This is a genomic window from Sorangium sp. So ce128, from assembly GCF_051525245.1.
Lineage (GTDB): Bacteria > Myxococcota_A > Polyangia > Polyangiales > Polyangiaceae > Sorangium > Sorangium cellulosum_B.
Map to the genome: position 1 here is coordinate 2,791,015 of NZ_CP150313.1, position 12,950 is coordinate 2,803,964.

Here is a 12,950-nt window from a genome sequence, read left to right on the forward strand (position 1 = left end):
GACCGTGACGCCGGACACGGTCGTCGCGGCCCGATACCGCATCGTGCGACGGCTGGGCGCGGGCGCGATGGGCGCTGTCTACGAGGTGATCGACGTCCAGACGGATCGCCGGCGGGCGCTCAAGGTGATGCACCCCCACACCATCGAGCGCGCCGACCTGAGGGAGCGATTCGCGCTGGAGGCCCGCGTGTCCGGTCAGGTCGACAGCCCCGCGCTCGTCGATGTCGTCGACGCGGGCGTCGATGACGCCACGGGGACTCCGTTCCTCGTGATGGAGCTGCTCCGGGGGGAGACCTTGAGTGAGCGGCTCTCGCGCGTGGGCCGCCACCCGCCGGAGGAGGTGCTCGCCTATCTCGGTCAAGCGGCGCCGGCCATCGACAAGATGCACCAGATCGGCATCGTCCACCGCGACCTGAAGCCGAGCAACCTGTTCCTGGAGCAGCGAGAGAACGACGCCCCGCGCCTCAAGATCCTCGATTTCGGCGTGGCGAAGGTGCTGCGCGAGGGCGCGACCCGCGGCTCGACCGGCGCGGTCGGGACGCCGATCTACATGGCGCCGGAGCAGTTCCAGAGCGGCAGGATCACACGCTCCGCCGATATCTACGCGCTCGGCATGATCGCGTTCACGCTCCTCGTCGGCAGACCCTACTGGGAGGACGAAGTGGGGATTGGCGACAGCCCCGTCGCCTTCGCGCTCATCGCGCTGCAAGGCCCCAAGGACCCTGCGTGCGAGCGCGCCGCGAGTCACGGCGTGACGTTGCCGCCCGCGTTCGACGCCTGGTTTGCTCGCGCGACGGCGCTCGCGCCGGGCCAGCGCTTCTCGACGGCGGGCGCCGCCGTGGAGGCGCTCGCGCGAGCGCTCGGCGTGCCAGGCCACGATCTGTCCGCCGAGCAGGCCGATGGGGGCGAGGCTCGTGAGGGGGCGCCGCCCGCTGGCGAGCCGTCGACGCGGACCGACACGTTCCCATCCGACGGCCGATGGGGCGGCGGCGAGGCAGCGAGGCGCACGGACTCGGCGGGCCCCGGCGCATGGGGGACCGGCACCGAGCCGCCTCGCTCCGGGTCCGAGGGTGATGCACCGAACCCGACCTCCCCTCAGCAGCAGGCCATCGTGCATCGACCGCGCCGGCGACGCTGGATAGCGGCCTCGATCCTCCTGCTGGCCGCCATCGGTCTGGGCGCCGTCCGGTGGGCGTTCCCTCACCGGCCCGAGCCTGCTCCACCGCCCACCGTCGTGCGCTCTCCGCTGGAGCCCGACAGCATGGTGCTCGCTTGCCCGATCCTGGAGGCCTCCGGGGTCGAGGAGCCGGCCGGGTGGCTGGGGGCCGCCGCGGCGGCGACGTTGTGCGAGCGGGCTCGTGTCCTCCTCGGAGGCCGCGCGGCGCGCACGTTGGCCCCTGCGGAGCTGCTCTCGCTCCCGCGGCCGCACGCGGACACGGTTCCGATCGACCCCTATGCCGGACCCGAGGCTCGCGCGCGATCGCTGGAGGCGGCGCGCCGGCGGGGAGCGGCGTATGTGGACGGGACGATCGTCCTGGAGCCGTCCCGTTCCTTTCAGCTCACGGTCACGCTGCGAGCCGCCGACGGCAGGGAGCTCGCGTCCTCGGTCGGCAGGGCGAGCGCGCTCTATGAAGCCGTGAGGAACGCCATGGACCCCTGGGTCGATGCAGGGGCGTTGCCAAAGGCCCCACGCCTCGACGACGCCGTGGCCGACTTCTCGAGGGCGCGCACGGTCGACGGGGCGCTGGATCTGCTCGACCTGACGCTGGCCATGACCCACAACGCCGGCGGGCTCCGACAGGAGTGCGCCCGGTTCGAGGCGCGCGGCGGCGGGCTCGCGGAGATGGGACCGGGAGAGCGCTTCCGCTGCGCCTACACGCTCGGCGAGCCCGTTCCTGCGGTCGCGCTCCCACCGGCCAGCGCCGGCGCCTCACCGGGTGAGCTCGCCGCGCGCGCACGCGTCGACCTGATGGTGCGGCGTGCCGTCGATCCGTCGGTGGTGGGTGAGCTCCAGCGCCTCTATGATCGCGAGACGTCGGCCTGGGGACGCTCGACCCTCGCAGCGACGATATCCTGCCTGCTGCCGTCGCCCGATGAGAAGCGCGCCACCGAGACGACGACGCTCGCCAAGGACATGGCGTTCGCTGCGGTGCAGGCCGAGCCGAAGAACCCGCTCGGGGAGTGGTGCGCGCCCTGGTTGCAGCTGGCGACGGTGACCCACGGAACCCCGAGCGCGACGAGCGCCTTGCGGGGGATGCGGGGTTGGATGCCGTGGGAGGCGTATGGATGGCTGTGGGAGGACTCCGATCCCGGAGCCGCCGAGCGCCCAGCGCAGGATGCTCGCCAGCGCGCTCTCCGGTTCGCGCGGCGTGCCTATGTCCTCTCTCCCCTGGACATGAACGTGGCCGACACCCTGGTCGATCGGCTGCTCCAGGAGGGAGCGCGCCAGGAGGCGCGCGGGATAACGCTCGCGGTGGCTCAGGGAAGCCAGGTGCTCCACAAGGTCGGGAGCGAGCTGCTCCTCATCCGCGTCGAGGCGAGCGAGGCCAGCATCGGCGCTGCTCTCGAGCGGGCGACGCGCGCGATGGCCATCTCCCCTCTCGATTCCGGGTTCGTCCGCGTGCAGCGCCTCCAGATCGCCTGGCGCGCCCTGGAGCTCGCGCTCGTCCTCGGGCGCGAGCGCGCGATGGCCGACCTCATCGTCGCCCGCTTCCTCGACCCGGAGCCACCCCTCCTCGAGGGCACCCACATCAGCGTCCCGCTGCGCATGGGAGCCGTCTGCGCCCGCGCCAGCCGGGCGGTGTCGCGGCGTTGCTTCGAGCGGCTTCGCAAGCTCCGGGGCAGGTTCCCGGAAGGCGAGCTGCCGAACACGGAGAGCTTCATCACCGGAGCTGAGCGTTATGCCAGCGGAGACCCGAGGGGCGCCGCGCTGGCGTGGCGCCCGTTGCTGCAGGAGCCTGAGCCGTTCGTCGAGGTGCTCGGCGACGCCATGATCGCGACCTATGAGCGCGAGGGGGAGCGCGAGCTGGTCGACCGGCTGGAGCGGGCGATCCCGGACGACAGCGAGGCCCTGAACGGCGCGAGCCTGAAGACGGTGCGCGAGGCGGAGCGCGCGGCGAGGCGCGGGGACAGGCAGAGGGCCCTCGCGCTCGCCCAGCAGGTGATCAAGGCCTGGTCCGCGGTGGACGCCCCCGTTCCGGCGGTCGAGTCGATGAGGCGGCTCGTGGCGAGGCTACCTGAGTGAACGGTCGATCAACCAGGGTTTGAACGAAGAGCACCGGGAGTCGCTCCTGAGATCGCATGGATGGTTCAGGTAGACCGTGACAGGGTATCTCCACTGCGCGCCCGCCTCGTCGCACGGCGTGTAGATGGATCGCCTGGCGCCAGCAGACCGGGTGCAAGCGCCTGGATTCCCGTTGAAAGGAGAGCATGGCTTCGGTTCATGGACGAAGCACTGCGCTGCCGCATCGGACGCAGGGAGAGCGCAGAGCCTGTCGGCCAGGTTCGCCATGCCTTGATTCCAGTCCTCGCCATAACACGCGTACTGCTTGTCGAAGAGCACCCCGTCGGGCCGAGCCCCCCCGGGGTTCGAATCGAAGATGTTCCCGTAGAACCCGCCCTCGCGGTACCTGAACAGCTCCACCTCCTTCGCCGGATATCTCACTGCCTCGGAGCTCTCGAATTTTACGTCGACCGCAAAATTTCGCTCCGATAGCATCACGCTGAAGTACCCAACTCGTTCGTGGGTGGAGCTCGCCTCGTCAACAATGCCTGCGCCAGCAGGGCCATTCGAGGGGCACGTGAACTCCACCGTATCGCCAGGACCGTCGAGCGCGTCGCTCTTGATGTGCTTGATGTACCTGCTCCGAGGATCTGCCGCAGCGTAGTCCTCATGGTTGCATCCATGGATGCCCGCGCATACACGCACGAACACCGGAGATGAGCTGGCGTGGGCCGAGTTGAGCTCGAGCGTGACCTTCCTCGGCCCGCTATCGCCTGGCCGCTGCGCCAGGCATTGCCCGACGTAACGCGCCGTCCACCCGCAGTCGCTCGTCGCCCGACGCGGTCCGCCGGGAGGGTTGCAAGCGGCGAAGCTCTCGATCTTCGTGGCCTCGCCTGTGCTGGTGTTCCTCTCGCGAGACCTGGTCTCGGCGGGGACCTTGTCATGGAGCGCGACGAGATCCCCTGGGCCGCGCATGGATACCACGACCACCTTGTTGAGCGCGTTCACCCGGGCGAGCACGCCGGCGGAGACCGCTTGCAGGCATTCCGGGGAGGGAAGGTCGTTGAACCAGTCCCCGAGCGGTCCCCCGCTGGCGCATGCCCCGATCTGCCCGTTCCACTCATAGCGCTTGTTCCCCACGCGGGCCGACACCTTTTGGCCTTCCTTCAGGGCAAAAGATACGATGTAGTGCATCAGCTGAACGGCGCGAGGCTCCAGCGTCGGGTCCTGCGTGCTGAAAGGCTTGACATCGTCGAGCTTCAGGCTGTTCAGCTTGCTCACCTTGAGGCGCTCGAGCAATTCGCTGTTCGCGCGGAGCGCCTCCGCGCTGATGCCGTTCTTGGGCATGCCGTTGTGAGGCAGCTGCCCCGGGGGAGCGACCGGCTCTGTTGGCCCACCTGTGGACGCCGGCGTCACAGGCCCGTTGGGATTCACCGTGACGATGCATCCGCCGCACCCCAGCAAAGAACCCACGCCGATGCAGGCTAGCGCCATGTACAAACGGCTGATGGTCACAGGCATTCTCCTTCTCCTGAACTCGAGTCGCGAGGTGAGCGCCCCTCGTGGGCGCGCATCCTGGCACGGACGTGCGGCGGTTGGCCAGCTGGCTCCATCGGTGCTGAATGGCTCTTGCCGCCGGCGAGGCATCTTTCATGCCACGGTGTGCGCTGCGCGCCCTTGCCTACCAGCATGGCTGGATGCCTGGATCTGACAGCGGGCGGCACGTTCGCCGTCCCATCGAGGCAGCGCAGAGCGCCGGCGCGGTGAGCCCGGCGCCGGCGATAAAACGAGGTGTTACGCCGGTGATACACCGTGTTGCGCTGCGGAGAACCTCGGCGCGCACGTCTCCCCGTAACAGGTCGGGCGCCCCGCTGTTGCACCGCGCGGCGCGGAGCCAGGGGGGCGTCACAGGACGGCGACGGTAACCGATGCGCCGGGCCGGCGGTCCGTTTCGGCGTGAAGCCACGGACGATGCGCCGCCATAAAACGGCACGTCCAGCCCTCCGGCATCACCCCGTCGAGGCGCGGGCGTCCCCGTTTGGCACGCGCTTGAAGGGCCAGCTCTGGCCACGCGTGACCGTCCGTCCGGTTGGCACCGGAGCTGCAATGTGGGCAAGCGTCTCCCCGCCCGGGCGGTCAGGCGCCCGGATAGCCATCACTCGGCCCGGGATCTGCGACCAGGGGCGGGGGATACGTCCAGCTCTGCGTGAGGATTGCAGACGTCTGGATCTCCTTGTCACGCGCGCGCCTTTCGCGCCGCGCGCACCAACGACCAGCGACGGAGAATTCCATGAAGAATCGAACGATAGGCGCGGCGTTGACCTGCGCCCTGCTGCTCACCGCCTGCGGCTCCGAGCCGGAACAGCCGGAAGAGCCGGAGCTCGCCGGATCGAACAGCGACTCGCTCATCGTGGCGCCCTCCAAGCGGGCGCCCAAGGTCGATCAATTGTACCTGCGGGTCACGTCGGATGGCGTCGGGGTGCTCTCGCTCGAGTTCGCGCCGGGCGACCGTAAGCGGGTGATCGAAGAGAACAAGGGCGCGGCGTTCCAGCTGAGCCTCGATGCGCGCGAGAAGGCGGTCACCTTCAACGACTCGGGAACGAAGCCGGATCTCAAGGCCGGAGACGGCTTGTTCTCCGCCGCGGTCCCCATCGACCTGGAACGGCTGAGCCAGATCAACAGCGAGATCTCGAAGCTCAAGACCCGCACGCTCCAGACGTTCGAGCCGGGGTCGCGTTTCGCCGCCAAGCCCATCGAGATCTCGCAGACCAACGCGATCGACATCGAGGCGCTGAAGAAGGGCGCGACCATCCGTTTGCCCAACCTCGCGGAGCTCGGCCCCCTGCGCACGCTCGGCGGCGTGACCACGGCCGCCATCAACCCGCAGAAATCGCTGCTGATCCGTTCGCTGCCGGTGATCGAGGACCCGGCGCGCACCATGAACCCGTGCGACTCGAGCGCCGCGAACGCCCCGCTCAAGAAGTGGACCTTCGGCTACCTGATGGAACAGATGGCCATCGGGTCCGGGCTCACCGCGAGCCAGTTCGTCGAGCAGTGGCTGGCTTCCTGGCGCACCCAGCAGATCGTCAACGCGAGCTCGGGCAGCCTGGTCCTCGATGCGACGAGCGCGGCCGCCGCGGCGAGCGTGGACAGCATGATCATCAACCCCTGGCGCCAGAGGAGCGGCGGGGGCGCGTTGAACCTGAGCATCGCGCCGTTTCGGCTGCAGGCCATCTTGTATCGCCCCGACCTCGCGCAGAGCTCGCCCTACCTCGGCGGGGCTGCCGGCAACAACGGAGGCGAGCTCCGCTTCGTCTTCGGCCTGATGGAGGTCCGCGACGGAAATCGCGACGGCGACGCCAGAGACGGCGTGGACACCTGCCAGCCGATCGAGGCCGCGGCGATCTTCGAGTACGGAGTGCCCATCACGAGCTGCGGCGACATCAAGGATTGGGCGAACAAGTGGGTCAACCTGAGCGCCTTGCTCCCCGGTGACCCCGCCTACGGCACGTCGCTCGAGGCGCTGACCGAGCAGGTGGTGAGGAACGGCGCCGCGCCGGGCAACCCCAACCAGAACGCGCTCAACCAGCTGCGCACGAACGAGATCGATCTCACGGGGATCTGGCAGATGCGCGAGTTCGTGATCCGCCCCGGGAGCGGGCCTTTGCAACAGACCACCACGAAGAACAACCCCCGCGAGCACCAGGCCAGCTTCACGTCGGTTCCGGGCACGACCCCGGCGCCGATCGATCTGAATGGCAGCGATGCGCTGCTCACGGAGATCCTGGCCTCCATGAGCCCCGGCTACACGATGCCCGAGGCCCCCGGGGGCGTGCCCTTCATGGGCGGCGCGTCGACCTACAACGCCGGGACCTTCTGGGATCACCCGGACCTGGCGACGCCGGCGGAGCTCGAGGCGCGCTTCCGGTTCTCGTCCAACACGTGCAGCGGCTGCCATACGGGCGAGACGGACACGCTCTTCTACCACATCCGCCCCGCGGGCCCCGGCGGCGTCCCCAGCATCTCGGCCTTGCTGCAAGGTCCGTTGACGGTGACGGACAACCGTGGGCTCAGCCATTCGTTCGCGGAGATGGACAACCGCAAGCAGGCTCTCGCGAGCCTCGCGAACCAGTCGTGTTCGTTCCGCATTGGAATCCCGCCCTTCCAGGTGTTGCGGCTGCCGCTGCTGAGCGTCCACTGAACCGCGATGAGCGCGGGGCCCGCGGCGACCGAACGCGCCGCCCGGGCCCCGCGCCAGCCGGGCAGGTCGAGCTGGCCGGCGCCGCTTGACGACCGGCGTTCCTGGTTTATAGTGAGCCCCGCTGCTGCGGTGTGCGATCCCCTCGTTCGCGCGCCGGGTCCAAATCGGGGGAGAGTGAGCCGCGGCCCCGTCGCGTGAACGCGTCGGCCGCGTGCGTCTTCGTGGATTGGACAGCAGCATGGTTGGCAAATTGCATCTCGATGCGGTGGTGCGTCGCCTGGATGGCGCGACGGCCCGCATCGACAATCCGTTCGGTATTCCGATCACCCTCGTGGCCAGGGAGGATGTCGTCGTCGAGGCCGACGGCATCGAGGAGCTCCTCCGGTTCGCCTCGCTTGAAGGAACGCTCCGCGATCTTCAGACCTGGGAGAAGGCCGGCAGGATTGCCCCGTTCTGGGGCGGCACAGCCGGCGAGATCCGCTCCATCGTGCTCACGCCCGACTTTCACAAGGGCGCGGGCATCCCCGTGGGCACCGTCGTGGATGCCCGCGGGTTCGTGGTGCCGCAGGCCGTCGGCAACGACGTCTGCTGCGGCATGCGCCTGCTCGCGACGGACGTGGACCGGGACGAGCTCGCGCCGCACATCGGCGCCCTGAAGCAGCGGCTCCGCGCGATCTTCTTCCAGGGCCAGCGCGATATCCCCATGTCGCCGCGCCAGCGCGCGGCGATGCTCCGTGATGGCCTGTCCGGGCTGCACGAGACGGCGGCGGACAACGCCCGCACCGGCCTGTGGGCCCACTACGATCCTCGCGCCCAGCGCGCGGATCTCGATCGTGTGCACTTCCACGGCGGGCTCCCCGCGCGTGGGACGTTCGCGTTCGACGCGTACATCCAGGCGTCGGGCCGGGCGGACGGGCGTGACATCCAGATCGGCACGGTCGGCGGCGGCAACCATTTCGTCGAGATACAGGCCGTCGACGAGCTGGTCGACGGCGCGACGGCGCGCTCGTTCGGGCTCTCGAAGAACGCCGTCACGATCATGGCCCACGCGGGCTCCGTCGGGCTCGGGCACGCGGTCGGCGGCTATTTCAACGAGCGGGCCCGCGCGCTCTACCCCGCGGGGGTGCCCCATCCGGCGCACGGCTTCTATGTGCTGCCGGCGGTGGGCCCCCACGCCCACGAGGCCTCCGTCTACCTCGACGCGATGCGGAACGCCGCGAACTTCGCGTTCGCGAACCGCCTCTTCCTGGGCCTCATGGTGGTGCGCGCGATGCGGGAGGTCCTTGGCCGTCACGTCGCGAGCACGCTCGTGTACGACGCGCCGCACAACCTCATCTGGGAGCCCGACGGGGCCGAGCCGCGCTACCTGCACCGCAAGGGCGCGACGCCCGCCGGGGGACCCGATGGCGAGGGCGGAGCGTTCTCGTACACCGGTGACCCGGTGATCATCCCCGGCTCGATGGGCGACTCGAGCTGGGTGCTCGCGGGCGCAGGGCACGCGGCGCTGCTCTCGAGCGCGTGCCACGGCGCGGGCCGCAGCCTCACGCGCGGCCGCTCCGCGCACGCGGACGAGGACGTCTACCGGCGCGCGGTCGAGAAGCTGCACGTCGTGACGCCGCTCGACCCCGACGCGCCCCACGTGCGGCGGCGGCGCGACATCCTCGCGAAGTACCACCAGCGGATGAAGGAGGAGGCGCCGTATGCCTACAAGCCCATCACGCCGGTGGTGCGCTCCGTCGAGGAGGCAGGGATCGCGCGGCGCGTGGCGCGACTCTGGCCGCTCGTCACGGTCAAGGGATAGGGAACGCGATCGGAACGATGGTTCCGATCGCGAGCGGGTGCCCGACCTGCGCGGGCTCCTGGTTCCACCTGCCGAGCGACTACCGGCGCCGACGCCCAAGAACGAGCGCAGAAGCGGCCAGCCAGAGAGCGGCGGCGAGTCCGCCGCCCCCGGTGCTCGCGCCCGTCCGGCAAGCGCACGAGCCGTCTGCGTCGTCGCCGGCCGCGTCGTTCCCACCGGAGGGGCCGGCGCTGCCGCTGCTGCCCGGGCCGGCGGAGCCGGTCGTTCCGCCGGTGCCTCCCGTGACCGAGCCGCCGCTGCTCGAGGTCGTGGCGTCGGCGCCGCCGCCGGTGCCCGAGGGCGCGCCCCCGGCGCCGGCGCTGCCACCGCTGCCGCCCGCTCCCGGGTCCGAGCCGCCGGCACCGCCTCCGCCGCCGTCGCCCCCGTCACCCGGCATGGTGGGTCCGGTGAACCGCCACCAGTTGAACTTGAAGAGATCGCCGCCGCCACCGACGAACTTCAGGAACAGGTCGTGTTTCCCGCTGCCCCCGCTGACCGCGCAGGTCTTGGTGGTCCAGGACGACGCGCCCGAGACGTCACACGTCCCGAGCAGCGTGCCGTTCTGGCTGTCGAGGTGGAGCTCGATCTTCGCGTCGCTGGCTGCGGACGACACCCGCGCCTCGAAGGAGGTCACGCCGTCCAGGAACTCGACGTCCTTCACCTTGATGTAGTCGCCGTTGCTGATGGACGTGACGTTCATGCCGGCGCCGGTGTCGGTGCACACCTCGGTCTTGAGCCCGGACGAGAAGGCGATGGTCTCGGCCTCGACTTGCTTGAACGGATCCAGCGTGTCGACGGCGGACGGTCCGTTCGTGGACATCATGATCCTCGGAATGCTGCCGTCGGCGCCGTAGGTGAACTCCTCCACGCAGACCGAGCGCTTGAAGTCACTGCCGCCCGGCAATGCGCTGTTGTGATAGAAGAAGTACGAGTGCCCCTTGTAGTCGACGACGCCGGCGTGGTTGGTGAAGGTTCGGCCAGCGCCCATGATGTCGCCGCGGACGGTCCAGGGCCCGGTCGGGCTGTTGCTGGTCGCGTAGCTGATCTTCTCGGTCCCGGCGATGGCGGCGTAGACGAGGTAGTACAGCGACCCTCGCTTGTAGAACCACGGCCCCTCGGTGAAGCCACTCAACGGCACCTCGGTGATGCTTCCCGAGGTGCTGATCATGTCCGAGTTCAGCTTCACGTGCCGGAGCTTGGCATTCCCCCAGTACATGTGGGCCTGTCCATCGTCGTCGACGAACACCGTCGGGTCGATGTTGCCGCCTCCGGGCGCCACGGCCAGCTCCTTTCCCAGCGGGTCCATGAACGGGCCTGCCACATTGTCCGATACGCCAACGCCGATCTTCGCGCCGGTGTTGTTGTTCAGCGGCACGTACAGATAGTACTTGCCGTTCCTGGCGATACCCTGCGGCGCCCACGCATTGTCGGTCCCCCAGCGGAAGGTCTTGTAGCCCGCGGGCGAGCCGTGGTCCGTCCAGTTGACCATGTCCGTGGTGGAGTACAACCTCCAGTCGTTCATGGTGTAGAAGTTGCTCACCGTGACGTCCTCGTCGTGGGACGTGTAGAGGTACAACGTGCCTTCGTGCACCATGGGAGCGGGGTCGGCCGTGTAGAAGGTCTGCACGATCGGGTTGTCCGCCCGAGCGGGGGACGGAATCGCGGCGACGAGGCCCAGCGCCATCGCCGACAGGGTCATTCTTCTTGCTCGGTAGAACGTTGTATTTAAGCGCACGTTGAATCCTCTCGCGAGCGAAATTGCCGGCGCCCCGCACCCCTGGTGCTGGCTCGACGGAGGCGCCATCAGATGAGAGGACAGCCCGCGCAAAGGCACGCAGGACGGCCCCCCCAGGGCAAAGCACAAGTATACCCTTTCGAAATGTGAACGATCACATTCCTGGTGTCAAACCCAATCGACCGGCCCGGGCGGGATCCTCGATCCCGAAGGGAGGACTGCGCTGGCGGGCTCTTCCGGAGCGCCGCGTCACGGGGGGCGGGCGGGCGCCGGACCGCGGTGATCGCAGGCTCGATGCGCTCTATGCCGACCTGCGCACGGACGGCTGACGCCTCGATGCCGGCCTGCGCACGGACGGCTGGCGCTCGATGCCGCAGGCGGCCGGCGCCCCGGGTATCGCCTCTTGTGCGCGACGACTCGAGCGCGCGCTCCGGCCAAGAGCTCGCCCCATCATCGGCCGATTTTGATTGACGTCGTTGATGTGAACGATCACATTTCGAGCTGCGATGGGGTGGTTGAGCTTGCCTTTCACCGGATCAGGAGACGCCAGATGTCGATAAGCATGAAGCTGATGGGGGCCATGATCATGAGCGTCGGCATTGGCTCTGCCGGCGGCTTTGCGAGCGCAGCATGGGCCGCGGGCGAGAAGGCGGACGTCCCCGCGTCGGTCGCCGAGGGGAAGGATTTCGGCTGCGGCGCAAAAGGACAGAAGGCCTGTCCGATGCAGGGCTGGATGAAGACGGTGATGCAGTCGGCGACCACGAGCGGCGACGGCGCGAAGATCGCGTCGGCGCTGGACTATGTGGCGTCGAAGCCGCCGCCCGGGATGCCGAAGTGGGTCGCCATCTCGAAGGACGGCGCGGAGAAGGCCAAGAAGGGCGATATCGACGGCGCCAAGGCGAGCTGCAAGGCCTGCCATGATCTGTACAAGGCGGAGTACAAGGCGAAGCTCCGTGACGCCGCCTTCTGAGGCGCCGCGCCCTGCTCTCGCCTCTGTCAAGCGACAGTAAAACTGGCTCTCCCGCGATCTTGCTGCTGTCCTCGCTGAGCTCGCTCGCGATTGCGTGCACCTTGCGTGCGTTCTAGCTTGGGAGCTCATCGAGCCGGCTGGAGATCGCAGGCGCTCGAACGCGACCGCGCCAGCGCGGCCGCAGCGCCATCGCCATGGTCGATTCCATCCTCCTTCCCCCTGACCCTGAGCCAACGCTCGAACGCCTGCAGCACGAGGCGGGCACGCTCGTGCTGACCCCGAAGCTCGCGGTCCTTCAAACAACGCGCATGCCGCGGGGCTCGAGCTCGCGACGGCAGCCCGGGACCGGCAGCGCCGGCGATGCGCAACCACGCGCGAAGGTGAGCGAGGTTTCGCTCAACCACGCGCGAAGGTGAGCGAGGTTTTGCTCAGTCCCCATCGCGACGAAGGAGGCAGCGTCACAGGCAGGCGTCCGGCGGCCCCGGCCCTGGGAATGGCCCGAGGATGCGGGGGGTTGATGCGCGGGCACCGGCCTTGCTCTGAGGGAACAGCGAACCTTCACAAGGAGCTGCTCAGATGAAGAACACCATTCGCGCCGCGCTCGCCATCCTGTCTCTTGCCTCCGGCCTCCTGGCCGGCTGCGTCGTAGCCCCCGACGAGACGAGCACTCCGGATGAGACGACCGCCGTGACAGAGGCGCTCGTGAACAACGGAGGCGGTGCTGGTTCGCTCGGTTGGTGGTGCGGCGACGACGGAACCTGCACGTGCGAGGGTGGAACGCTGTCGTCAGACTGCTGGGGGCTCTCTCAGTACTGCGTCGACAGGTTCGAGTGCCGCATCAATCCGCCATACCTGTGTTATTGCCACTGGAAGGTCGTGCGGCAACACCCTGGCGTCAAGGGGACGACCGGGACAGTCGGGAACGGGACAGTCGGGACGGCGATCAGTCCGTGAGTGCCCGCGCGGCGGCAGGGCTCGGAT

General features: G+C 69.0%; 7 protein-coding genes. 5 read left to right on the top strand and 2 right to left on the bottom strand.

Features of this window, described 5'->3' with window-relative positions; genetic code table 11:
- Positions 1-4: 4 nt before the first annotated feature.
- On the top strand, positions 5-3,244 hold the full coding sequence (locus WME82_RS10885) for a protein kinase domain-containing protein (RefSeq protein ID WP_438042766.1): 3,240 nt from the start codon (positions 5-7) through the stop codon (positions 3,242-3,244).
- Here the strand turns inward: WME82_RS10885 and WME82_RS10890 are convergent.
- Positions 3,233-4,570 (bottom strand): hypothetical protein, encoded by a 1,338-nt coding sequence (locus WME82_RS10890; protein WP_438042767.1) that lies wholly within the window; start codon positions 4,568-4,570, stop codon positions 3,233-3,235. The two genes, WME82_RS10885 and WME82_RS10890, sit on opposite strands and share 12 nt — an antisense overlap.
- 943 nt (positions 4,571-5,513) lie before the next feature.
- On the opposite strand from WME82_RS10890, the gene WME82_RS10895 reads away from it, so the two are divergent.
- On the top strand, positions 5,514-7,424 hold the full coding sequence (locus WME82_RS10895; RefSeq protein WP_438042768.1) for a hypothetical protein: 1,911 nt from the start codon (positions 5,514-5,516) through the stop codon (positions 7,422-7,424).
- Positions 7,425-7,662: 238 nt separating this feature from the next.
- Positions 7,663-9,225, top strand: coding sequence for an RtcB family protein (locus WME82_RS10900; protein WP_438042769.1), 1,563 nt, complete (start codon positions 7,663-7,665; stop codon positions 9,223-9,225).
- A 79-nt stretch (positions 9,226-9,304) separates the two neighbouring features.
- Here WME82_RS10900 and WME82_RS10905 read toward each other — a convergent pair whose 3' ends face one another.
- Entirely contained in the window at positions 9,305-10,948 is a 1,644-nt protein-coding gene (locus WME82_RS10905; RefSeq protein ID WP_438044875.1) for a glycoside hydrolase family 43 protein, read from the bottom strand.
- 601 nt (positions 10,949-11,549) lie between these two features.
- Between WME82_RS10905 and WME82_RS10910 the strand changes: the two genes are divergently transcribed.
- Both WME82_RS10910 and WME82_RS10915 read left to right on the top strand, forming a co-directional pair.
- Positions 11,550-11,969: a hypothetical protein gene (locus tag WME82_RS10910; protein ID WP_438042770.1), complete on the top strand. Its 420-nt coding sequence runs from the start codon at positions 11,550-11,552 to the stop codon at positions 11,967-11,969.
- Positions 11,970-12,545: 576 nt separating this feature from the next.
- Entirely contained in the window at positions 12,546-12,923 is a 378-nt protein-coding gene (locus WME82_RS10915) for a hypothetical protein (protein ID WP_438042771.1), read from the top strand.
- Positions 12,924-12,950 lie beyond the last annotated feature (27 nt).

Excerpts from the sequence above, each read along its gene's own strand:
- WME82_RS10905 (WP_438044875.1), bottom strand. The coding sequence starts at position 10,948 with ATGGCGCTGGGCCTCGTCGCCGCGATTCCGTCCCCCGCTCGGGCGGAC.
- WME82_RS10900 (WP_438042769.1), top strand. The coding sequence starts at position 7,663 with ATGGTTGGCAAATTGCATCTCGATGCGGTGGTGCGTCGCCTGGATGGC.
- WME82_RS10895 (WP_438042768.1), top strand. The coding sequence starts at position 5,514 with ATGAAGAATCGAACGATAGGCGCGGCGTTGACCTGCGCCCTGCTGCTC.
- WME82_RS10910 (WP_438042770.1), top strand. The coding sequence starts at position 11,550 with ATGTCGATAAGCATGAAGCTGATGGGGGCCATGATCATGAGCGTCGGC.
- WME82_RS10890 (WP_438042767.1), bottom strand. The coding sequence starts at position 4,570 with ATGCCCAAGAACGGCATCAGCGCGGAGGCGCTCCGCGCGAACAGCGAA.
- WME82_RS10915 (WP_438042771.1), top strand. The coding sequence starts at position 12,546 with ATGAAGAACACCATTCGCGCCGCGCTCGCCATCCTGTCTCTTGCCTCC.